The sequence below is a fragment of the Agrobacterium sp. 5Ca39 genome, assembly GCF_055382365.1.
In genome coordinates this window covers 604504-626513 of the sequence record NZ_AP026436.1, presented here as the reverse complement: position 1 = coordinate 626513, position 22010 = coordinate 604504, and the positions used below count along the sequence as shown (strand labels likewise).

Below are 22010 nucleotides of genomic sequence, written 5' to 3'. Positions count from 1 at the left end.
GCACGCCACACCCACCACATCACCCGTTCTTCACCACCGCCACAAACGCCTTCCGCACCGCCTTGGATAACCGCTTCACCTCTCCCTCAAGCGTGGAAATGTCAGGGCAATCACCTGCCCGGCACACAAGATCGATCAATCCCGCCGGCGCTTCCTTGGGGTTGAACGTGCCGTCGATGCACAGCCTTACGATCTGCGATATCTCGGTATAAAGCCCCATCGCCGCCATGCAGTCATCGAGGGCCTGCGGCTCCATGACCGGAGCGGCGAGCGCCTGGAGCGCTTCTGCCGTGTTGCGCCCCGGTTCGTGCGCGGCAAGCCCCTTCGCAGGCCCTACCAGCGCCAGATATTGGGCGATGAATTCGAGGTCGATCAGGCCGCCATTGATGAGCTTGAAGTCCCAATTATTTTCCGGCGGTTTTTCCTGCTCGATGAGGCTGCGCATTTCCAGCACATCGGCCGAGACCTTGGCCACATCCCGCTTTTGCGACAGGACGGAAGCAATGATGCGGCGCGCATCTTCCATCAGCGAGGCATCGCCGCAGATCAGGCGGGCGCGCGACAGCGCCATGTGCTCCCAGGTCCAGGCCTCCTCACGCTGGTATTTTTCGAAGGCGGAAATGCGGGTCGCCACCGGCCCCTTGTTGCCGGAGGGGCGAAGCCGCATGTCGACCTCGTAAAGCACGCCTTCTGCCGTCGGGGCCGACAGGGCGGCAATCAACCGCTGGGTCACGCGGGTGAAATAACGCACCACATCGAGCGGTTTTGCGCCGGTCGATTCATGGGCGGCATCATCATAATCGTAAAGCAGGATGAGATCGACATCCGATCCGGCCGTCAGCTCGAAGGAGCCGAGCTTGCCCATTCCCATCACGGCGACACGGCCGCCGGGATAGGGCCCATGTGCCGCCTCCATCTCCGCCAGCACCGCATTCAACGCCGCCTCGATCACCAGATCGGCAAGATGCGTGAAAGCACGGGCGGCGACTTCGCCACGGATCGCGCCGGTCAGAAGCCTCACGCCGATGAGGAAGCGCTGCTCAGCGGCAAAGATACGCAGCCGGTCGAGAATATCCTCGTAATGGCGGGCATTGGAGAGGAAACTGCCCATGCGGTGAGCGAGATAGTCGCGTGTCGGGATGTCGCTCATCAAAGCCGGGTCCAGCATGCCGTCAAAGACATGCGGGCGGGCGGCGATGATTTCGGCCAGACGCGGCGCGGAGGACATGATCGTTACCAGCAGGTCGAGCAGCGCCGGGTTGTTGCCGAGCAGCGAGAAAAGCTGGATGCCTGCCGGCAGGCCGGAGAGGAAATTGTCAAAGCGCAGCAGCGCCTCGTCGGCCCGCTTGCTCTCACCAAAGGCGCGCAGCAGGTCCGGCGTCAATTCCGTCAGCCGCTCGCGGGCCTCGACCGACTGAGTCGCCCGGTAACGGCCATTGTGCCAGGTGCGGATGACGCGGGAGATATCCTCCGGCCGCTCGAAACCGAGGGCGGAGAGCGTCTTTAACGTATCGGGATCGTCCTTCTGACCGGTGAACACCAGATTGCCGGCCTCGCCTGACAGTTTCACTTCCTGTTCGAACAGCGCCGAATAACGCCGCTCCACCAGCCGCAGCACCTCTTCCAGCTTTTCCGAGAAGGCCTTGGTATCCTCGAAACCCAGCATGAAGGCGATGCGCTTCAGTTCGGCTTCGGTATCGGGCAACACATGGGTCTGCTCATCGCGCACCATCTGGATGCGATGTTCCACCTCGCGAAGGAACCAATAGGCATCCGTCAGGCTGTCACGGGTCTCGGCGTCGATCCATTTCGCCTCGGTCAGCGCCGCCAGCGCCTCCTGCGTTGCGCGCACCCGCAGCGCCGGCATTCGGCCGCCGGCGATCAGCTGCTGCGTCTGGGCGAAAAACTCGATCTCGCGGATGCCGCCGCGCCCGAGCTTGACATTGTGGCCCTTCACCGCAATCGCGCCGTGGCCCTTATGGGCGTGGATCTGCCGCTTGATGGAATGAATATCGGCAATCGCCGCATAATCGAGATATTTGCGGAAGATGAAGGGCGTGAGCTCGCGCAGGAAATTCTCACCCGCCTTGATATCGCCCGCCACCGGCCGTGCCTTGATATAGGCAGCGCGCTCCCAGTTCTGGCCCCTGCCCTCGTAATAAAGCAGTGCCGCTTCCACGGGGATGGCGAGCGGTGTGGAGCCCGGGTCTGGCCGCAGCCGCAGATCGGTGCGGAAGACATAACCATCGGCCGTGCGCTCCTGCATGATGCGCACCAGACGGCGCATCATGCGTCCGAAATTCTCCGTCGCGTCGTAGGGGTCGTCCATGATCCCGGCGGAGGGTTCGAAAAACACCACGGCGTCGATATCGGAGGAATAATTGAGTTCGCGGGCACCGAGCTTACCCATGCCGAGCACGATGAGGCCCGATCCTTCGCTGGGGGCGGCAACATCCTTCAGTTTCAGCTTGCCACTCTCATGGGCCGACAGCAGAAGGTGATCGATGGCGGCAGAGAGTGCCGCATCCGCCATGTCGCTCAGCCAGCGGGTCGTGTCACGCGCAGTGAAGATACGGGCGAGATCGGCAAGTGCCGCGACGAAGGAGAGCCGCCGTTTGGCGATCCGGAGCCTCGACATTACCTCGTTTTCGCTCGGTATGCCGCCGTCCTCTCCCGGTTTCCAGCAATCGCGCGCCTGACGCACGAGATCGGCGAGCAGTGGCTCCAGAGGTTTTGAAATGGCCAGTGACAACAGCCCCTCATCGGCCGCCGCCATGTCGCGCAGGTAGGGGGAGAGCGTGAAGGCCGCGGCAACGAAGTCTTTCAGGGCGCTTTCGTCGGCAAGCAGCGCGGCCACCGCCGGCTCGCTTCTGCCGATGTCTTTCAGAGTGGAGAGCACGGATTTCAGCTCGGTCTGCGTATAGGGGCGGATCACGCCCGCCAGCACGTCGTTCAGCCGCCTTTCGGCGCTTTCCGGTTTCGTCAATGCTTCTCTCCCTCTCCCGAGCCCGTTTGTCCTTCGGCCATACCGGATTTTTCAGGACGGGCCGCTCTCCCCACGCTAGCCATCCTGCCGTTGCATCACCGAAGCCTGCAGGCACATATCACCTGCGTTGTAACAAATGCGGCGCGCTTTGCGATCAGGAAAACCGCTTTTGCCGAATTTTCCGAAACCCTGCTGGCGCGACCACGGTTTCGCCGGCGGATCGCAAGCCGCGTAATGTCTCCGCAATTGTGCCCACGTAGCGTTCTCCTCAACGAAACCCGACTCCCCGGTTTTCAAACACGCGGTTGCTGCAACGGATATGATCATGAAACAGATTTTTACAATGAAATGGCAAAAGAGCCTGCGCGCCATGGCGCTTTGCCTGACGGCGCTGCCGGTGGCACAAGCGGTCTACGCGCCGGTTTTCGCCGCCGATATCGGCAAATCGGACCGTATTGCCGATCCGCAGGCCGGTTTCGATAATTCCCGCTACAGCAGTTCCAGCGACTGGAAAATCACGCTCGGTGTCGGCGCCGCCTATGCCCCGAAATATGAGGGGTCGGACAAGCTGGAGGCCGGCCCCGTGCCGCTGGTCTCCGTCGCCTATGGGGACACGTTGAGCATTGATTTCAGCGGCGTCACCGTCAACCTGCTGAACAGCAACGGCTTCCGGCTGGGAGTGAAAGGCGGCTGGGAGCCCGGGCGCAAGGAAAAGGACGACAGGAAAAACCTGCGCGGGATGGGCGATATCAAGGCAGGCGGCGTCATTGGCGGCGTTATCGCCTATGACGCTGAACCCTTCGAAATCTACGCCAAGGTCGACAAGACCATCAATGGCAGCGAGGGCCTGACAGCCACGATCGGCGCCAGCGTTTCCCATAAGGTCGACCAGTTCATCCTCGGAGCGGACCTCTCCGCCACCTGGGCTGACGACAAGCACATGAAATCCTATTTCGGTGTGACCTCGGCGCAATCCGCCCGTTCGGGCCTGCGTCGCTTCGACGCCAAATCCGGCTTCAAGCGCGTCGACGCCAGCGCCTCCGTCACCTACCTGATGACCGAGAACTGGTCGATCACCGGCACCGGAGGCGTCGGTTTCCTGCTGGGCGATGCCAAGGACAGCCCGCTGTCCAAAAAAGATATCCAGCCGTTTGCAATGGTGGGCCTGGCCTACACGTTCTAACGCGAGGATTGTCGTCTGGCGGGGCACAACTCCCCGCCGGAATACGCTCCCCGGCTCTCTTCAGCGGCTATTGTCTGGAAAAACCATGGAGACTGTCAGCCCCGGGCAGGCGGTGTTGGAGGCGTCGGTGTCCGAAAGCTCCAGCGACCCGCCATGCAGTTCCATCACCGCCTCCACCAGCGACAGGCCAAGGCCCGTGCCGGGCTTGGAGCGGCTTTCATCCAGCCGCACGAAGCGTTTCAGCACCTCGCCGCGCTTGTCGGCAGGAATACCGGGACCATTATCGGCAACGGAAAGCAGGATTGCGCCAGGGGCCTTTGCCAGACGAACGACGAGTTTTTTGTCACCCTCGCCTTCGCAGGCATATTTCATGGCGTTGTCTATCAGGTTCGAAAGCGCCTGGCCGATCAATTCGCGGTTGCCCTTGACGATGAGGCCCTGTTCGATTTCAGTTTCCAGCGCGAGCCCCGCATCCTCGGCCACCGGCTCGTAGAGTTCGGCGCTGTCTTCGGCAATCGCCGAGACGTCCACTTCAGTCATTTCGGCGGCGATGGAACCGGCCTCTACACGGGAAATCATCAGCAGCGCATTGAAAGTGCGGATGAGCTGGTCGGACTCGGCGATAATGCCTTCAAGGGCTGCGCGGCGTTTCGTTTCGTCATCATCGTCCAGTGCCGCGGCGGCCTTGTTGCGTAGGCGCGTCAGCGGCGTCTTCAGGTCATGGGCGATATTGTCGGAAACCTGCCGCAGGCCTTCATTCAGCTTCTCGATGCGGCCAAGCATGGCGTTAAGCGAGCCGGACAGCCTGTCGAACTCATCGCCGGAGCGGCCCTGCGGCAGACGCTGCGAAAGGTCGCCGGCCATGATCTTCTTGGTTGCCGCCGACATGCGGTCGATGCGTTTCAGTGCATTGCGGCCGATGCCGAACCAGATCAGCAGGGCGCCGCCGCTCATGATGGCGAGCGCCACCATCAGGGCATTACGCACCAAGGCGCGGAATTTGGTCGGCTCGCCGAGGTCGCGGCCGATCAGGATGCGCAGCCCGTTGTCCAGAACGAAAACATTGGCCGTGGCAAGATGCTGCACGCTGTCGCCGCTCTCGGAATAACGCTCATAACGGAAGGGAAAGCCGGTCCAGCCTTCCTTGTCGAAAACACCGGGCTGCACGGAGGCGACGTTGCCGGCCAGAATTTCACCATTCGGCCCGGCGATGATGTAAAGGCTCGCTCCCGGCTGGCGGGCACGGCGCTCCATCATCCTCAGCAGCGGATTGATACCGCCGCGATTATAGATGCGCTGCACATCCGAGACTTCCTGCAGCACAGCGTCACGCGTCTGCTGGTTCAGCAGCCTTTCGGAAAGCGCAGTGACATAAAAAACAAGGAACGCCGCGCAGAGCGCAAACAGCAGGATATAGAGCGCCGAAAGGCGCACCGCTGTCGACCTGAACAATATTCTGAGGCGGGCCATTTTCGGCAATCAGCCCTCGTCCTTCATCATGTAGCCCGCACCGCGAATGGTCTTCAGCAGCGGCTTCTCGAAGTCCTTCTCGATCTTCGAGCGCAGGCGGGAAACATGCACGTCGATGACATTGGTCTGCGGATCGAAATGGTAATCCCAGACATTTTCGAGAAGCATCGTGCGGGTCACCACCTGGCCGGCATTCTTCATCAGATATTCCAGCAGGCGAAATTCGCGCGGCTGAAGGAGGATTTCCTTGCCACCCCGGCGCACATCGTGGGACAGGCGGTCCAACTCGAGATCGCCGACGCGATAGATCATGTCCTGCTCGGGCTTGCCCTTGCGGCGGCCAAGCACTTCGATACGGGCGAGCAGTTCGGAGAAGGCATAGGGTTTCGGCAGATAATCGTCACCGCCGGCACGCAGGCCGGTCACGCGGTCATCCACCTGCCCCAGCGCCGAAAGGATAAGAACCGGCGTCTCGATGCCGCGGCGGCGCAGTTCGCTGATGACGGAAAGCCCGTCGCGGCGCGGCAACATGCGGTCGATCACCATGACGTCGTAGACATTCTCGCAGCCCATGAACAGGCCGCTTTCACCATCGCTGGCGTGGTCGGCGACGATCCCGGCTTCGCGGAACGCCTTGGTCATATAGGCCGCAGCCTCGAGGTCGTCTTCAATGACAAGAATCTTCATGTGCGGGACAATAGCGCCCTCGCCCTTTTCCGCACAACCGGAAACAGATGCGACAGACATTTCCTGAACCTTGTTTTCCATGAGGTTTCCTCCGCGATACTGCCTGGACCGGCGTTGCGGGTCCTTTCTTCTCCCCGCCGGGGAGAAGGTGGCCCGAAGGGTCGGATGAGGGGGCAAGCGCGCAGTCTATCGCTACCCTTGCCCCCTCATCCCGCCGCCGGGACCTTCTCCCCCTCTGGGAGAAGAAACAAGTGGCACGCGCTCACTCCATATGTTCTGCCTCGTCCTATAGGCGAGACACATTCCTTAGCGACGCCGGCTCCCGAAAGAACCAGCATCGCCTTTCAGCCTATCAACCCTGGTCGATATCCAGAGCGATGAAGCGGCTGCCGTCATCCGTCTGGATCTGGAACAGCGCCTTGGAGCGTCCGTCCTTTTTCGCCTGCTCGAGGATCTTCTCGATATCGGCGGCGGATGCGACCTGCTGGTTGTTGACCGAGGTGATCTTCTCACCCGTCTTCAGGCCACGGGCAGCGGCATCGCTGTCAGGGTCGACATCGGTGATGGCAAGCCCGTTGCCGTCATCGGCGGGGGCCACCGTCAGGCCGAGGCTGGACAGCACCTTCTCGCTGGAAGACTGACCGCCCTTGTCGTCGTTCTGGCTCGGGGTCGCCTTGGAGGCATCGTCGCTGGCGAGATCACCGAGCGTCACCGTGACCGACTGAGACTTGCCACCGCGCCACAGCGAGATTTCCACCTTGCTGTTCGGCGCCATGCCGCCGATGCGGCGTGACAGGTCGCGGGCATCCTTGACGGGTTCGCCGTTGACGGCAGTGATGATGTCACCCTGCTTGATGCCTGCCTTGTCGCCCGGCGAGCCGGACTGCGGCGAAACGACCAGGGCGCCCTTGGCTTCGGAAAGGCCGAGCGATTCGGCGATATCCTTGCTGACGGGCTGGATCTGCACGCCGAGCCAGCCGCGCTCTACCTTGCCGTCCTTCTGCAGGTCGGCGATCACGTCCTTGGCGACCGATGCCGGAATGGCGAAGGCGATGCCGACATTGCCGCCCGAGGGCGAGAAGATGGCGGTGTTGATGCCAACCACTTCACCGTTGAGGTTGAAGGCGGGACCGCCCGAGTTGCCGCGGTTCACGGCGGCGTCGATCTGCAGGTAGTCGTCATAGGGGCCGGAGCCGATATCACGGCCACGGGCCGAGATAATGCCGGAAGTCACCGTGCCGCCAAGGCCGAAGGGGTTGCCAACGGCGACGACCCAGTCACCGACGCGGATCTTGCTGTCATCGGCAAACTGAACGTAGGTGAACTTGCGGTTCACATCGACCTTGAGGAGTGCCAGATCGGTGCGCGGATCGCGGCCGACGAGCTTGGCGTCGAGTTCGGTGCCATCATTCATCACGATCGTATAGGCGGAGCCGTCATCGACGACGTGGTTGTTGGTGACGATGTAACCATCTTCGGAAATGAAGAAGCCGGAGCCCTGAGCGACGGGGCGCAGCGGACCCTTGCCGTCACGGTGGCGATTGGGGCCGCGGTCGGAGCGATCCTGGTTCGGGCCGCCGAATTCCTTGAAGAAGCGCTTGAGCGGATGGTCATCCGGAAGCTGGTCAAGGCCACGGCCACCGAAATTAAAGGAGAAATTGCTGGAATCATCGGAAGCGGGCTGCACGTTCGACTGAACGCGAACGGAGACGACGGCGGGCGATACCGCATCGACCACATTGGCGAAGCTCGGAACCTGCGGCGCAGTCACCTCGACGGGGGCCGCAAAAGAGTGGAGGATAGGTGCGGCAATGCCGGTGGAAAGCATCAGCGCCGCAAGGCCGCCAACCGTCGTGGCCTTCAGGGCTGTCTTCAGCGAGGAATGGCCTTTTTGCGAATGAGACATGGTGTACCTTCTTTCTTCATTCAGACTGGAACCCGTGTGACCGGGGAAGCGGTGGATGATGAAGATATAGGAGGCGACACCTTACGGCGAAGTGTCTGAGGAATGAAAAATCCGTAATGTTGAAAAAGAACCGTGGGAAAAAATGAAAAACAGTTATTTTTCAATGAGGTTGCGAATTCTTTCTTCTTCATCCGCGCTCAGTTTTTGTGGCTGTTCAAGGGTGGCGCGGCGACGCGAAAAGACGAAGACGGCGAAAATTCCCACAAGGGTGAGGCCGATGGGTGCGCCCCACAAAAGCACGGTGCGCAGGCTGAGGCGCGGTTTGAGAAGCACGAATTCGCCATAGCGCGACACGACATAATCGATGACCGCCTTGTCGCTGTCACCCTCGACCAGCCGTTCGCGCACCAGAACGCGCAGGTCACGCGCCAGTTCGGCGTTGCTGTCATCGATCGACTGGTTCTGGCATACCATGCAGCGAAGCTGGGAGGTGAGGTTGCGGGCTCGCTGTTCGAGCACGGGGTCCTTGAGGACTTCATCCGGGTTGAAGGCGGAAGCGGGAGATGCTGAGACAAGCACAGCGAAGAGAAGCAGAAAACCCGCCAGCATCCGAGGCAATCCCGAAAGAGTGCGGCGCATTTCTTCTCCCCGCCGGGGAGAAGGTGGCCCGAAGGGTCGGACGAGGGGGCCCACGCCAGCCATAACTCTCAGTGTATGCGGCTTCTCCCTCATCGCCTCGCTTTGCTCGGCACTTCTTCCCGTGGGGGAGAAGAAACCTGCCGCACGCTCCACACTCATTCCGCCGCCTCCGGCATTGCAGCCCGCACCGGCTTCGCCTTGCGATTCGGCGCCCCCACTCTCAATCGCCTGTCCGAGAGAGAAATGAACCCGCCCGCCATCATGAACAGCGTGCCGCCCCAGATGCACAGGATGAAGGGTTTCCACCAGATGCGCACCACCATGCCGCCATCGGCCATGGGGTCACCAAGCGAGACATAGAGCTGGCTGAGACCGAAGGTCAGGATACCGGCTTCCGTCGTCGGCATTCGCCGCGCCGTGTAAAGCCGCTTGGACGACCAGACATCCGCAACTTCCACACCTGCCTTGCGCACGGTGAAATGGCCGCGATCCTCGGTGAAGTTCGGTCCGACGGCGTGGCGGATGCCGTCGAAGGTCAGGCTGTAGCCGCCCGCTTCCGCCGCCATGCCCTCTTTCATTTCCAGCACCGTCTCGGTCTCATAGGTGGTGACGATGACGATGCCGAGAACGGTGATTCCAAGACCCGTATGCGCCAGCGCCGTGCCGAAGGCCGAGCGCGGCAGGCCTTTGAGGCGGCGAAACGCAATACCGAAAGCGAGCTTGCCGAAATTGGCGCGATACCAGAGATCGGCAAATGCGCCGAGGATCAGCCAGAAACCGGCAGCGATGCCGAGTGCGGCCAGTACCGGGCCGCCATTTTCAATGTACCAGAGCGTCAGTCCCACCAGAGCGGCAAGCGCTGCCGCCACATAGAGCCGCTGGAATGCGCCCAGGAGATCGCCGCGTTTCCAGGCGAGCATCGGCCCAAACGGGGTGACGATCAGGATCGGGATCATCAGGAGGCCGAAGGTGAGATTGAAGAAAGGCGCGCCGACCGAGATTTTTTCGCCTGTCAGCGTTTCCAGAATGAGCGGATAGAGCGTGCCGATCAGCACGGTCGCGGTGGAGACCGTCAGGATCAGGTTGTTGAGAACCAGCGATCCCTCACGCGAAATCGGCGCAAACAGCCCGCCGGCTTTGAGCGACGGCGCACGCCATGCAAAGAGCGCGAAGGCGCCGCCGATGAAGACGGTCAGAATGCCGAGAATGAAGATGCCGCGGCTCGGATCGGTGGCGAAGGCATGCACGGAGGTGAGAACGCCTGAGCGAACGAGGAAGGTGCCGAGCAGCGAGAGCGAAAAGGTCATGATCGCCAGAAGCACGGTCCAGATTTTCAGCGCCTCGCGCTTTTCCATGACCAGCGCCGAATGCAGCAGCGCGGTGCCGGCAAGCCACGGCATGAAGGAGGCGTTTTCCACCGGGTCCCAGAACCACCAGCCGCCCCAGCCGAGTTCGTAATAGGCCCAGTAGGAACCCATGGAGATGCCGGCGGTCAGGAAGGTCCAGGCGGCGAGCGTCCATGGCCGCACCCACCGCGCCCAGGCGGCATCGATACGGCCTTCCAGCAATGCGGCAACGGCGAAGGAGAAGCAGACGGAAAAGCCGACATAACCGAGGTAAAGCAGCGGAGGATGAATGGCGAGGCCGAAATCCTGAAGGATGGGGTTCAGATCCTGCCCTTCGGCCGGCACCGGCTCCAGCCGCAGAAACGGATTGGAGGTGAGCAGGATGAACAGCAGGAAGGCGACGGAAATCCATGCCTGCACGGCAAGAACATTGGCTTTGAGCGTTTCCGGCAGGTTGCGGCCGAAGGTGGCGACGAGCGCGCTGAAAAACACGAGGATGAGCAGCCAAAGCAGCATGGAGCCTTCGTGATTGCCCCATACACCGGTCAGCTTATAGATCATCGGCATCAGCGAATGGGAGTTTTCCCAGACGTTGCGCACGGAAAAATCCGAGACGGCATAGGCCCGCGTCAGCGCCGCAAAGGACAAACCAACGAGCAGGAACATCAGCACCGAGCCGAGCGAAGCGATGTCCATCAGCGCCCGGTCGTTGCGGCGCGCGCCGATGACCGGCAGCGTGGACACGATCAGCCCCACGCCAAGCGCCAGCACCAGAACGTAATGGCCGATCTCGTTGATCATTTGGTTGCTCCGGTCTTGTCAGTCGAAGCCGTGCCGGCGGCCGGCGTTGCGGCCGCGGGTTTCTCTCCCTCTGCGCCTTGCTGCCACAGACCCTTGTCCTTCAGCCGGTCGGCAACTTCCTTCGGCATGTAGTTCTCGTCGTGTTTGGCAAGCACGCTGTCGGCCACGAAACCGTGGGTCGCGGCATCGAACATGCCTTCGGTCACCACGCCCTGCCCTTCGCGGAAGAGATCGGGCAGGATGCCGGTATAGCTGACCGGCACGGTCGCTTCGCCATCCGTCACCGTGAAGCTCACCGTGCGGCCCTCGCCGCGCTTGATCGACCCTTCCGCCACCAGCCCGCCAAGGCGGATGCGCGTGCCGGGGTTGACGGGCGTTTTTTCCAGATCGGCCGGCATGTAGAAATAGGCGATGGACTGGCCGAAGGCGAACATGACCAGCAGCACGGCCGCCACGATGAAGCTCATGCCGCCGCCGATGATCGCGAGTCGTTTCTGTTTGCGGGTCATTGTGTCACTCCCTGCGGCGCGGCATCCTGTTTCCCGTTCATGCGGATCGGTCCGGCGGAAACGCCGAGTTCCTTCGCCAGCGCCAGAAGCTGCCTGCCCTGCTCACCCTCCGGCGGAAAAGCTTTCAGCCCCGCCCGCAGCGCCTCTCCGGCCTTGGCTTCGTTCTTCAGCACGGCATAGGCACGCACGAGCCGCATCCACCCTTCGAAATCGGCCGGGTTATCCTTCAGCTTGGCGTCGAGGCTCGCCACCATACCTTCAATCATCGCCTGCCGGTCGGTCGCCGTCATGTCTTTTGCCGCCGCCATGTCCTCGGTCGTCGGGCCGGGTGCGGCAGGCTTCGTTTCGCCGCCGGTCCGGGCAATATGCTCGCGCACCAGGGGCAGCCATGGCGCGCCAGCCGGGGCGTCTGCCGCCAGCTGAGTGAAGGCCGCGCGTGCTTCCTCCGCCTTGCCGGCCTGTTCCAGCGACAGCGCGAGATAGAAGCGGGCACGCGGGTTGCCGGGTTTAAGCTTTTCCGCCTCGGCAAATGCATCCCGCGCCGCCTCAATGACGATACCGTCATTGCCGGCCACGAGCGTTTCGCCAAGGCCCGTCAATCGTTCGGCGCTCGGGCCCAGAATGCGAAGCGCATTGCGATAGGCGAGCTCGGCGTCGCCAAGCCGCTGCATCTTGAAATAGATCGGCGCCAGAATGTCCCAGCCCGCGCCATCATCCGGGTTCTGCGCCAGATGCCTTTCGGCCCTTGCGACCAGCAGATTCATGTCGTTGCCGGGCTTTTCAAGGCGTGCCTCGAGCGGCATGTCCGGCACCTCCGGACTGCCGTTCCAGATGTAGAGACAGAGACCCAGCGCCGGCAACAGAATGGTGATCAGGCTGGCGGCGAGATTGTGCCGGCGCGGCCGGGTTTCTTTGCCGGGTTGCTCTTCCGCTTCGGCGGCGGCAAGCAGACGGCGGCCGATTTCGGCGCGGGCATAACCCGCCTCGGTCTGCCCGATCAGGCCGGCGGCGCGCTCGCGGTCCAGTTCGGCCAGCTGGTCACGATAAACGGCAACCTCACCGTCACGGCGCGTCTGCGGCGCCTCGGTCTTCCGCATCAGCGGGTACATCAGGACGATGGCAACAGCCGCCGTCAATATCGCAACGACAATCCAGAACATAAGGCTCAATTACTCGAATGCGCGGCACATGGAAACATGAAGCGCAGGGATGACGCGAATTTGAGACATCACGCCGCACCGCAGGCCGTTCCCCCGGCTGCACCGCCATGCCTCTCTTGTCATCGCAAAGGGCCCGTGACCTTGATTTGCGTCAAACCGGTTATGTCAGCGGCGACCAGCTTCCATCGGCATTGCGGCAGGCTGCGCCACGCGCCCGGGTTTCGCGTCCGTCTACCGTCAGGGTGTGCGAATATTGCCGGCAGTTCTGGTTGCCAACCTGATAGGGCGCATTGGCGACCACCTGGCCCTTGGCGTCATCGCCCGTCCAGGTGACAGGCGTGCCGACCGGGGCCGTCTCCAGCGCCTTATATTCGGCCTCCAGCGCCTTTGTCTGGTCACCCCTGTCAAGCTGCACGCCGCTTCGCCCGACAATGCCGCCTTCCAGATTGGCAAGGAAGGGCGTGGAGGGCTGTGACGAACGGCCGAAAAGACCGCCGCCTGCCGGGCGGGTGCCCGTGGTGGTGCAGGCGCTCAGCATGGAAACGCACAGGATCGAGAGAAGTGCCGGGCGTGACACCAGCGAACGCATCGTCACGGAGCGGCAGCCATCATACACGTCAACCAAACCCTGTCCTCTTTCCTACCGCATTGCATCAATATACCAGCGTTGAATTTCTTGCCTTTTTTCTCGGCTCACGCAAGCTCTTTCGAAAGGCCGGGCAAAATCAGATCTGCCTTCAACCCGCCGATGGCGCTGCGCGACAGCGAAAAGCGGCCATGGTACTCTGACACCACCTCTGAAACGATCGACAATCCGAGGCCCGTGCCGGGGCGGCTCTCATCCAATCGCCGCCCACGCTTCATCGCTTCGCTGATCTGTTCCGGCTCAAGTCCCGGCCCATCATCCTCCACCGTCAGCTCCACCCAGGCGCGACGGGCGATTTCGGCGTCGGAGGATGGGTGCGTGCCGGTCGCCAGCGTAATGACCACACGCGTCTGTGCAAAACGCGCGGCATTTTCGAGAAGATTGCCGACGACCTCTTCCAGATCCTGCTGCTCCATGCCGAGTACCGCGCCGGGTTGCTCGAAATTCAGCACGAACTGCTTGTCGGGGTTCAGGCGGCGCATGACACGCACCAGCCGTTCCAGCGCCGGTTCGGCCTCCACGCGGGCAAGGATGGAGCCGCGCTGGGCGGCGATGCGGGCGCGGGAGAGATAGGATTGCACCTGCGCCTGCATGGCGTCCGCCTGAGCGCGCACAAGGTCGCCGTGCTGCGGATCGAGCGTGCGGGCTTCGTTCAGGAGAACTGCAATCGGCGTCTTCAGTGAATGGGCGAGATTGCCGACCTGCATACGGGCGCGCTCGACGAGCCTTCGGTTGCTATCGATCAGTGCGTTGACCTCGTTGGCGAGCGGCTGGATTTCGCGCGGGAATTCGCCTTCGAGGCTTTCCGCCTCTCCGCCCCTGATCTTGCCAAGTGCGACGCGAGCCTGATCGAGCGGCCGCAGACTGTAGAGAATGGCAAGACCATTGACGACAAGACTTCCGACACCAAAAACGGCAAGCGCCAGATAGAGGCTGTTGGAGAAGTCCCGCACATCGTCCTCCACGACGTTCAGATTGCCGGACACACGGAAACGCGCTGCACGCCCCTCGCCATCCAGCACGACTTCGGTTTCCGCCACCCGCACCTGATTGCCGGCCTCGTCGGTGACGGCATAAAAGCGCTCGTAGCGGTTGTCGAAGGGGGCATCGAGAATGCTCGGCACCGGAAGGGTGGAAACGCCGAGCGAGGAAGAGACCAGCGGCGCGGTCTGGAAATTTCCGAGCGGCTCGACAACCCAGTACCAGCCGGTATCGGGCTGCGAAAAGCGCAGATCGCCAAGCTGCGGGCTGCCGGCCAGCGTATTTTCGTTGGAAATCGTCACGGAATTGATGACGTTATAGAGCTGTGCCCTGAGAAGATCGGTGAAGCTGCGCTCCACGCCCTGGCGGTAAAGCGTCGAGATCACGACGGCGATCACCACCAGCGCCAGCACCGACCAGAGCGAGGCGAGCAGCAGGACGCGGGCGGTGAGAGAATTACTTCGCATCTGCCGGCGCTTGCATCCGGTAACCGAGACCACGGATCGTCTCGATCAGATCAACCCCGAGCTTCTTGCGAAGACGTCCGACAAATACCTCGATCGTGTTGGAATCACGGTCGAAATCCTGATCGTACATATGCTCGACCAGCTCCGTGCGCGATACGACCTCACCCATGTGATGCATGAGATAGGACAGGAGCCGGAACTCGTGCGAGGTGAGTTTCAGCGTCGTGCCGTTGACGGTCGCCTTGGAGGACTTTGTGTCGAGCCGGACCGGGCCGCAGACGAGTTCGGAAGAAGCGTGGCCGGCCGCGCGGCGGATGAGCGCGCGCACGCGGGCAAGAACTTCCTCGACATGGAAAGGCTTTGTCACATAGTCATCGGCGCCGGCGTCGATGCCCGCCACCTTGTCGCTCCAGCGGTCGCGGGCGGTCAGGATGAGAACAGGCATGGCCTTTCCGGCCGCGCGCCATTTTTCGACGACGGTGATGCCATCGAGTTGCGGCAGGCCGATATCAAGAACGATGGCGTCATAGGGCTCGGTGTCACCGAGATAATGGCCTTCCTCGCCATCGAATGCCTGATCGACGACATAACCGGCCTCCTTGAGGGCATCGGTCAGCTGACGATTGAGATTGGCATCGTCCTCAACAACGAGAATACGCATTGTCCGCCCTTTCCTGTGTCCCGGCCCGCGTGCGTGGCCGGTCATGCTAGATGTCTCGGATCGTTTTCCGATATTTCGGCGATGCGGGCAAGCTACATCGGCACGCGCATCGTCACCTTGCGCGGGCGCTCGCCATTTCCCTGGACGAGAACGGTGACGACACAGGACTGACCGTCGCCGGAAGGATAGACAGAAAGAAGCTGGCCGCCGGTTTCGCGTACAACGCGGGCCACGGCCGCGCCGCAGTCGCTGGCAGCGAGAATGTAGTGGCCCTGCAAATCAGCCTCGGGCGCCGTGAAACCGGAAAGCCCGGCTGCAAGCGTCGCGATGATGAGAGGTGATGCCATTCTACAAACTTCCACAAAAAAAACGGGTGCGTCTTGAACCGTATTGTGACCGAATATGTAGCGCAAAGCGTCTGAATGGCAAATGAATGCCGCCCCCGTAGCGGGAAGACGGAACGGGAGCGGCGCTTGCGCGGGCGGGGTCAGCGGATCGCACGGGTCGCCGAAAGGCGGCCGTAAAGCGCGATGAGACCGCCAATTCCGCCGGCCACGGTCATCAGGCCGTCGGCCAGCTCACCGTGAAGTCCGGCGGGCAGATCAAAGCCGGCAATGGTGAAAAGCGGGGCGAAGACCGCAATCAGCGCGCCCCATATCGTGCGGGATTGATACCACGGTTTGGTACTGTCCATCTTGTCGTCCTTTGCTTTGTTTTCAGGCATTTATGAAAGCGGGAGAACGGCCTGTGCCGCCACTCCCAGGGGCACCGCGCGGCCGAGCTGGCGGACTCGCACGGAAATGTGATCCCGCAGCGCCGGAAAATCTGTGAGTTCGGCTGTTGCTGGATAAAACCAGAAGGGTTCCGAGACGTCGGCGGTACGCCGCACCTCGTCGCCGTCCATCACCTCCACCCGATAACGTTCGAAAGCTTCATCCAGCGGAATTTCGCTTGCGTCCCAGCCATCGGCGTCCATCCGCCCCCGGCGTTTCCAGCTGATGAGAACGCCATCCGTTTTTCGCAGGCCGGCAAGATGCACCGGCGCAAGCGGCGTCAGCGCCCGAAATCCGGCCTCGACGGAGAAAGGCCCGACCGGCGCGCCGGCCTGTTCCGCTGCCTCGACAATCCAGTTCATTCGCCGGCCACGCTCTCCGGCGAGCAGACCGAGCGGCTGTACCGCGGCATCCAGAACAACCACCGGCGCCCCTGCCGGCGCACCGGTGGCCAACGCGTCTTCCGTGCCGGCAAGGCCGCGCAGGAGAACAGAAAGCCGCCAGCGCGACCGCGCGGTTTCCTCTGCCTTCGCGAAAGCGACGATTTCCCAGACACCATTCGCCGCCCTCACGGCGATGCGGTTCTCGCCGTTCAGCACCGAAAGCGGTTCGGCCGATGCAACTTCGCCGAAAGGCAGATCGAGCACGATGGTATTTGCACGGTCGAAGCGACCGGAGGGTCCAGGCTTCAACGGCATTACCAGCGTTGCGATCCTGGCCGGACGGTCGAGCGTCACGCGCTGGCCGTATCCTTCCGTGCCTGATGAGGCCGAGACGACGATGTGCCGCCAGGGTTTCGCGAAGGCGGCAACTCGCGCCGACTGCTCGGCCGCCGCACCGTCCTGATACGGCAGATCGAGAAACAGCACTTCCGGCGCGAAACCCTCGCTGCCGCTTGCGCCACGGGCACGTCGCTCGTCCGCCACACCGGCAAAAGTTGACAAGGCCGGGGAAAAGGCCCGCGCTTCCACCTGCCGCACCGCGCCATCCTCGATACGGCTGACCATGAACCGACCTGCGGGCGCCTGCGGAAAGGCATCCGTGGAGAGACGGATGCAGTCACCCGGTTCCAGCGCAATCTGCCCCGGCGGCAGGGCAAAACGCAGGCTGCGCCGTGCCTGGCGGCTGTCGCGCAAGGCCGCCTCGATCGCCGCTTGCGCCGTTTCCGAAGATAGAGCGGCGTTGAGATCGAGCCGCATGACACGGCTGCCGGCATTCTCCACGCGCCGCGAACGCACGCTCGCCTGCTCGTAGTCCAGCGCCGGGTTGAACGAGGTCAGAACGGCTTCCGCGGGGAAATCGCTGTCGTGGCCGCGATTTTCCGACCACAGCGGTTCACCCTCCAGATCGGCGAGAATGGAAAGATCCCGAACGGGCGTGACAGCCCCGTTGCGGGAGCGGAAACGCAGGGTACCAGAATCCTCCGCCACATCCAGCTGAAATGCCGCGATCAGCGGCTCCAGCAGGCTGCGGGCCGAAGTTACCTCGCCTTGCACATAACCGATGAGATCGCCGCTGATGGCGGAGACGTCGAAAGCGGAAAAGCCGTGATCCGTCAAAATGGCGGCGATGGTGTCGGCAAGCGTCGCCGTTCCCAGCCGGCCGTTCAGCCAGTGGCCCGTGCGCCAGTTACCGCCATCGCTCCACGTCGCACCGTTTTGCGGAAAAGCCGGGAAAGGCCGCGCATCCCAGGTCCACAGATAGATCCGGCTCGTATCCACCATCGCGGCATCGCCATTTTCCCAGTGCCCCAGATGCGCCTCCAGAAAACGCCGCTGCTGGCTGTCCGCCCTGCTTTTGCGGGAAAAATGGGGAAAGGCGTTTTCCGCCGATTTCGGATCGGGAAAGACATTGGGGCGTGTCGCGCTCTTGTCCACCGCCGGGCAGCCGAGTTCCGTGAACCAGATGGGCTTCGAGCCCGGCCTCCATACGGTCGGCGTGGTGCTCTCCTTCCCGCCGGGCCGATCGTAATGGAGATTTTCCCACCAGTTTCGAAGGTCCTTGTAGCGGAATACCCATGGCTTTGCCGTTGTGCCATCGGCAATGGGGGTTCGCCGCCGGGCCGTGCGGTCGGCTTCGCTTGCATAAAACCAGTCGAAACCCTCGCCAGCCGTAACGGCGCGGCGGAAGGCCACAGCGTCATCCGGGCCGGTCATGCCGTCAGGATTGCCGTTTGCGGCATCTTCGTCGCGCCAGTCGGAGAGCGGCATGTAATTGTCGATGCCAATGGCGTCGATGTCGGGGCTAGCCCAGAGCGGATCGAGATGGAAGAACACGTCCCCCGAGCCGTCGTCCGGCTGGTGACCGAAATATTCGCTCCAGTCCGCAGCATAGGTTAGTTTCGTCGCCCTTCCGACGACAGCCCGTACATCGCGCGCGAGCCGCACCAGCGCCTCCACGAAGGGAAAGGCGCCGTTGTCGTCGCGCAACCCCGTCAGCCCCCGCAGTTCGGAACCGATCAGGAAGGCGTCGACGCCTCCCGCTTTTACCGAAAGGTCGGCGTAATGCAGCACCATGCGTCGATAGCCCTCGGCGCGGGAACAGAAACGGTCGATCTCCAGCCGCGCACCGGCGGTACGATCGGCCGATCCGGGCCTCCCGGGTGCGGGAAAGCAGGTGATGCGCCCCCGCCAGGCATAGGCGTCCTGTTCGGCCTTGCCATAGGGATCCGGCAGCCCGTTGCCCGCCGGCACGTCCATCATCACAAAGGGATAAAGGCAGACCTTCAGGCCCCGCGCCTTGAGGTCGGCTATCGCCTGCAGCACGCCTTCATCATTCGGCGTGCCGCCATAGGCGGGACCGCCATGATGATGGCTGACCGGATGCGCCCCGGCGCGTGTCAGGCCGGCAACGGACCACGGCGCCGTCTCCCCTTCCCGGTCCCCCACTTCAACACCCGGCAGGATGCGGCATTCGCCCGCCCGCATATCCGTGCCGAACCAGCTCACCACCAGCGCCACGCTTTGAAGAGCGGGGCAAAGCGCCTGCAATTCATCGATGGCAGCGCGCCAGTCCGTCTCGGCCGTCAGGCCGTTACGGTTCATCACGCGGCTTTCACCCATGCCCGTATGCTCGGAAACCGGCACCGTTGCGTAACCATGTTCGGTTGCGCCCGGAATGACGGTCACGGCGCGGATCGACTTCTCCAGCCCGCCGACCGGCCGCACCACCTCGAACTGCATGAGCGGAATGCGGTTGCCATAGGCTTCAAGCGGCAGGCGCTCGATGACGACATAAGCGAGGCCGCGAAAGGCGGGAGCATTGCCGCTCCCCTGTTTCGCCTCGATCAGCGGATCGGGCAATTGCGTTGCGCTGCCGGGATAAAAGCGCATCTCGATTCCGGTCAGGTCAATTTCGCGCCCATCGGCCCAGACGCGCCGCACGAGGGCCGCCTCCCCCTCGCAGAGACCGATGGCGAGATTGGCGAAATATCGATAGGTCTCCGTCCTTGGGCCGCGGTTGCCTTTGCCACCACGTCTCTGCACGACACGGCTTTCTTCGAAACGTGTCGCCCAGATCAGGGTGCCGCCGATCCTCGCCGTACCGTAAAGCCGGTTTATCGCGGCGCCTTCATCCGCACCGGGAATACGCGCGGCCGAGAGCCGTGCCCCGGACACGGTACGACCGTCTGAAAGCAAGGCGCGATCCACGGCGTTGCCAGCCAGCGCGCCGGCCGCACGCCCGATTATCGCTCCCACGGGCCCGAAAATACCGCCGAGCGCCGCACCTGCTGCCTGAAATAGTATGGTTGCCATGCCTGCCTCAAAAAATCTCAGGGATCGGGAAAGCGGAAAATGCCGGCGATGCGCCGTTTCCAGCATGGCACCAAGGCGGAACGCACCACCGCCGCCTGCTCATAAGCGTGGATGAAATGCCGGGATTCCGCGAGGATGCCGAGATGTTTGGCCGCCGCATCGGCCCGCCAGCGGAACAGCAGCAGGTCTCCGGGCTTTGCCCCGTCCAGGCCCGAAACGCCGGGAAAATGCCGTTGCACGGCCGCCATCAGCCGGTCCTCACCACAGCGCTCGGCCCAGTCAGGCGCATAGGGCGGCGGAAGTTCCGGTTCGCTGCCGTAGAGTTCGCGCCAGACGCCTCGGATCAGGCCGAGACAATCGCAGCCAACGCCCCTTAGCGACGCCTGATGCCGATAGGGTGTGCCGATCCACGGCTCGGCCAGCGCCAGCACCTTATCTCCCGTCTCGCTCATGGGAACAAGGCCCCGCCGTCGTGGGTGTGACCGCCGCTGGCATAAGAATAGGCGAAATCCGCCCCTGGAAGATGGGGAAAGCCCCTGAAATTCAGCTGATTGGCGAATGTATGCCTGCATGTGGCGAAGCTCTTGTCGCAACCGGCCGTGACGGAAAAGCTGTCTCCCGGCAACGGTGCCTCATCCGGTGGAAGCCAGAAAGAAAGAAGCGCGCCGCCATTGCGCTGCTCATGACCATCGAGATCGAACCCGCGCCCGGCAAGCGGACCGGTGAGAAAATGCACCTTTCCCCCGTTGAAAAAACCATCCGGGAAAGCATTGAGCCCGGTTGCGACGAGATTGCCGGCCGCGTCCACCGCCACCACCCGGCCATTGCCGGTGAACCGCGCCATAGCAACGCCGCAGCGTGCGTCTCCCAGCGCGGCATCGCAGCGCCGTCCATAAACCCGCCCCTGCGGCTGGCTGAGGCGATGGGCGAAACTGCGCAGCTCGGCGCGAAAGGACCCGCCCGCCCGGGCTACGTCGCCGATCTCGCGCAGGGAGAGAAGCACATGCTCTTCCGGAGCCTGCCAGTTGACGAGGTAAAGCTCCACTCTCGCTCCGTCGAAACGGCCGGCGGCAAGATCCTCTTCCGAAATCGCCTCGCTGGAAAAACCGCCTGCCACTTCACCTGCGCCGGCGCCGAGCCCGGTTTCGCTGTCATTATCGCTGGCCGAAAAACCGCTGGCGGCCAGAAAGGCCGTGCCGGCGAAGAAAAGCGCCTCGTCATGATCGGTGAAGCCGATTTCGGCGCCATCCTTCAACGTCACTTTCCAGCAATGGCAAGTGGTCGTGGCATCGCTTTCAAGATGCCCGGCAAGGGCGGGAGCGATCGTTTTCATGGCAGGATTTCCATCAGCGGAATGGCGGGAATTCGCCCGGCTTCGAAGGCGGTGAGGTTGATGTCGATGCGGTCGGTCGCGAACCGTACCGGTACATCGAATTCATAGCCGGCACGGACCACCGCACCGGCGGGCGGAACCTTTCCGGAACCGAATGTCACCATACCGGTCGCGTAATCGCAGGACACATCCGAAGCGGATACGGGCACACCCTCGACCGATACGAGGACGGAGCCCTCGGCAGGCTTTTCCACCCGGCGGGTGAAGAAACCACCTGCATCGGCATAGGTCTTGACCAGTTGAAACCGCACCGTGACGCCATCACCCACGCCGATCCTCTGATCGGTCGATGCCGGCGTGTCTCCCGGCGGGCAGGATTTGAAGTCCACGGGATCGCGAAAACGAAAGCCGTAAAGCTCGCCGCGCCGCGCTTCGAAAAAGGCCAGCACCTCATAGAGATCGGTGAGCGAGCGGATGCCCGAGCCGGCGTCATAGGCACGCCTGGCATTTCGCCAGCGCTGATTGCGGCTTTCCCGCCCATTGGAAAGATTGACGATGTCGGTCCGTCTCACCGGGCCGCCGCTCACACCGAGCGCCAGCCGCAGCGGAAACCGCACTTCATGAAATGCCACCATGTCGTTGTTCCTGGATTCATTTCGCTGTTCGGGGTGTGCCGGCCTCAGGCCCTCATCCTTCGCGGTTTGTCC

Annotated in this window: 18 protein-coding genes; 1 reads left to right on the top strand and 17 read right to left on the bottom strand. The window is 62.6% G+C overall.

Going from position 1 to position 22010, the window contains the following annotated elements:
* Positions 1 to 19 precede the first annotated feature (19 nt).
* On the bottom strand, positions 20 to 2986 hold the full coding sequence (locus tag ACZ47E_RS03065) for a bifunctional [glutamine synthetase] adenylyltransferase/[glutamine synthetase]-adenylyl-L-tyrosine phosphorylase (RefSeq protein WP_278067317.1): 2967 nt from the start codon (positions 2984 to 2986) through the stop codon (positions 20 to 22).
* A 319-nt stretch (positions 2987 to 3305) separates the two neighbouring features.
* Here ACZ47E_RS03065 and ACZ47E_RS03060 point away from each other — a divergent pair, with 319 nt between their 5' ends.
* Positions 3306 to 4169 (top strand): MipA/OmpV family protein, encoded by an 864-nt coding sequence (locus tag ACZ47E_RS03060; protein WP_345797524.1) that lies wholly within the window; start codon positions 3306 to 3308, stop codon positions 4167 to 4169.
* A gap of 60 nt (positions 4170 to 4229) precedes the next feature.
* Here ACZ47E_RS03060 and ACZ47E_RS03055 read toward each other — a convergent pair whose 3' ends face one another.
* The 16 genes from ACZ47E_RS03055 to ACZ47E_RS02980 all read right to left on the bottom strand — a co-directional run bounded on the left by ACZ47E_RS03055 (position 4230) and on the right by ACZ47E_RS02980 (position 21938).
* Positions 4230 to 5639 carry a sensor histidine kinase gene (locus ACZ47E_RS03055; protein ID WP_037091522.1) on the bottom strand — a complete coding sequence of 470 codons (1410 nt, stop codon included), beginning with the start codon at positions 5637 to 5639 and terminating at the stop codon, positions 4230 to 4232.
* Positions 5640 to 5648: 9 nt separating this feature from the next.
* Positions 5649 to 6407 carry a response regulator transcription factor gene (locus ACZ47E_RS03050; protein WP_004440811.1) on the bottom strand — a complete coding sequence of 253 codons (759 nt, stop codon included), beginning with the start codon at positions 6405 to 6407 and terminating at the stop codon, positions 5649 to 5651.
* Between the two features lie 271 nt (positions 6408 to 6678).
* Positions 6679 to 8232: a Do family serine endopeptidase gene (locus ACZ47E_RS03045; protein ID WP_112553537.1), complete on the bottom strand. Its 1554-nt coding sequence runs from the start codon at positions 8230 to 8232 to the stop codon at positions 6679 to 6681.
* A 153-nt stretch (positions 8233 to 8385) separates the two neighbouring features.
* Positions 8386 to 8841 carry a cytochrome c-type biogenesis protein gene (locus tag ACZ47E_RS03040; protein WP_034495871.1) on the bottom strand — a complete coding sequence of 152 codons (456 nt, stop codon included), beginning with the start codon at positions 8839 to 8841 and terminating at the stop codon, positions 8386 to 8388.
* A 185-nt stretch (positions 8842 to 9026) separates the two neighbouring features.
* A complete protein-coding gene (locus ACZ47E_RS03035; RefSeq protein WP_278067315.1) occupies positions 9027 to 11018 on the bottom strand; it encodes a heme lyase CcmF/NrfE family subunit in 1992 nt (663 codons plus the stop codon).
* Positions 11015 to 11527, bottom strand: a complete 513-nt coding sequence (ccmE, locus tag ACZ47E_RS03030; RefSeq protein WP_004440798.1) for a cytochrome c maturation protein CcmE — start codon at positions 11525 to 11527, stop codon at positions 11015 to 11017. Before ccmE ends, ACZ47E_RS03035 begins: the two co-directional genes overlap by 4 nt.
* Complete coding sequence (gene ccmI / locus ACZ47E_RS03025; protein ID WP_278067314.1) at positions 11524 to 12687, bottom strand: c-type cytochrome biogenesis protein CcmI; 1164 nt, start codon at positions 12685 to 12687, stop codon at positions 11524 to 11526. Before ccmI ends, ccmE begins: the two co-directional genes overlap by 4 nt.
* 160 nt (positions 12688 to 12847) lie before the next feature.
* Positions 12848 to 13276: a membrane protein gene (locus ACZ47E_RS03020; RefSeq protein WP_035210211.1), complete on the bottom strand. Its 429-nt coding sequence runs from the start codon at positions 13274 to 13276 to the stop codon at positions 12848 to 12850.
* A 104-nt stretch (positions 13277 to 13380) separates the two neighbouring features.
* A complete protein-coding gene (locus ACZ47E_RS03015) occupies positions 13381 to 14781 on the bottom strand; it encodes a sensor histidine kinase (RefSeq protein ID WP_004440792.1) in 1401 nt (466 codons plus the stop codon).
* On the bottom strand, positions 14771 to 15442 hold the full coding sequence (locus tag ACZ47E_RS03010) for a response regulator transcription factor (RefSeq protein ID WP_003509815.1): 672 nt from the start codon (positions 15440 to 15442) through the stop codon (positions 14771 to 14773). Before ACZ47E_RS03010 ends, ACZ47E_RS03015 begins: the two co-directional genes overlap by 11 nt.
* 92 nt (positions 15443 to 15534) lie before the next feature.
* On the bottom strand, positions 15535 to 15789 hold the full coding sequence (locus ACZ47E_RS03005) for a hypothetical protein (RefSeq protein ID WP_003497070.1): 255 nt from the start codon (positions 15787 to 15789) through the stop codon (positions 15535 to 15537).
* A gap of 140 nt (positions 15790 to 15929) precedes the next feature.
* A complete protein-coding gene (locus tag ACZ47E_RS03000) occupies positions 15930 to 16136 on the bottom strand; it encodes a hypothetical protein (RefSeq protein WP_004440775.1) in 207 nt (68 codons plus the stop codon).
* 30 nt (positions 16137 to 16166) lie between these two features.
* On the bottom strand, positions 16167 to 19970 hold the full coding sequence (locus ACZ47E_RS02995) for a baseplate multidomain protein megatron (RefSeq protein ID WP_278067313.1): 3804 nt from the start codon (positions 19968 to 19970) through the stop codon (positions 16167 to 16169).
* A gap of 17 nt (positions 19971 to 19987) precedes the next feature.
* Complete coding sequence (locus ACZ47E_RS02990) at positions 19988 to 20422, bottom strand: NlpC/P60 family protein (protein WP_174150801.1); 435 nt, start codon at positions 20420 to 20422, stop codon at positions 19988 to 19990.
* Positions 20419 to 21303 carry a DUF2163 domain-containing protein gene (locus ACZ47E_RS02985; RefSeq protein ID WP_278067312.1) on the bottom strand — a complete coding sequence of 295 codons (885 nt, stop codon included), beginning with the start codon at positions 21301 to 21303 and terminating at the stop codon, positions 20419 to 20421. Before ACZ47E_RS02985 ends, ACZ47E_RS02990 begins: the two co-directional genes overlap by 4 nt.
* Positions 21300 to 21938, bottom strand: a complete 639-nt coding sequence (locus ACZ47E_RS02980; protein ID WP_037091534.1) for a TIGR02217 family protein — start codon at positions 21936 to 21938, stop codon at positions 21300 to 21302. Before ACZ47E_RS02980 ends, ACZ47E_RS02985 begins: the two co-directional genes overlap by 4 nt.
* Between the last annotated feature and the right edge of the window lie 72 nt (positions 21939 to 22010).

Excerpts from the sequence above, each read along its gene's own strand:
- ccmI (WP_278067314.1), bottom strand. The coding sequence starts at position 12,687 with ATGTTCTGGATTGTCGTTGCGATATTGACGGCGGCTGTTGCCATCGTC.
- ACZ47E_RS03040 (WP_034495871.1), bottom strand. The coding sequence starts at position 8,841 with ATGCTGGCGGGTTTTCTGCTTCTCTTCGCTGTGCTTGTCTCAGCATCT.
- ACZ47E_RS03000 (WP_004440775.1), bottom strand. The coding sequence starts at position 16,136 with ATGGACAGTACCAAACCGTGGTATCAATCCCGCACGATATGGGGCGCG.
- ACZ47E_RS02995 (WP_278067313.1), bottom strand. The coding sequence starts at position 19,970 with ATGGCAACCATACTATTTCAGGCAGCAGGTGCGGCGCTCGGCGGTATT.
- ACZ47E_RS03035 (WP_278067315.1), bottom strand. The coding sequence starts at position 11,018 with ATGATCAACGAGATCGGCCATTACGTTCTGGTGCTGGCGCTTGGCGTG.
- ACZ47E_RS03020 (WP_035210211.1), bottom strand. The coding sequence starts at position 13,276 with ATGCGTTCGCTGGTGTCACGCCCGGCACTTCTCTCGATCCTGTGCGTT.
- ACZ47E_RS03005 (WP_003497070.1), bottom strand. The coding sequence starts at position 15,789 with ATGGCATCACCTCTCATCATCGCGACGCTTGCAGCCGGGCTTTCCGGT.
- ACZ47E_RS02985 (WP_278067312.1), bottom strand. The coding sequence starts at position 21,303 with ATGAAAACGATCGCTCCCGCCCTTGCCGGGCATCTTGAAAGCGATGCC.
- ACZ47E_RS03060 (WP_345797524.1), top strand. The coding sequence starts at position 3,306 with ATGATCATGAAACAGATTTTTACAATGAAATGGCAAAAGAGCCTGCGC.
- ACZ47E_RS03015 (WP_004440792.1), bottom strand. The coding sequence starts at position 14,781 with ATGCGAAGTAATTCTCTCACCGCCCGCGTCCTGCTGCTCGCCTCGCTC.
- ccmE (WP_004440798.1), bottom strand. The coding sequence starts at position 11,527 with ATGACCCGCAAACAGAAACGACTCGCGATCATCGGCGGCGGCATGAGC.
- ACZ47E_RS02980 (WP_037091534.1), bottom strand. The coding sequence starts at position 21,938 with ATGGTGGCATTTCATGAAGTGCGGTTTCCGCTGCGGCTGGCGCTCGGT.
- ACZ47E_RS03055 (WP_037091522.1), bottom strand. The coding sequence starts at position 5,639 with ATGGCCCGCCTCAGAATATTGTTCAGGTCGACAGCGGTGCGCCTTTCG.
- ACZ47E_RS02990 (WP_174150801.1), bottom strand. The coding sequence starts at position 20,422 with ATGAGCGAGACGGGAGATAAGGTGCTGGCGCTGGCCGAGCCGTGGATC.
- ACZ47E_RS03050 (WP_004440811.1), bottom strand. The coding sequence starts at position 6,407 with ATGGAAAACAAGGTTCAGGAAATGTCTGTCGCATCTGTTTCCGGTTGT.
- ACZ47E_RS03010 (WP_003509815.1), bottom strand. The coding sequence starts at position 15,442 with ATGCGTATTCTCGTTGTTGAGGACGATGCCAATCTCAATCGTCAGCTG.
- ACZ47E_RS03045 (WP_112553537.1), bottom strand. The coding sequence starts at position 8,232 with ATGTCTCATTCGCAAAAAGGCCATTCCTCGCTGAAGACAGCCCTGAAG.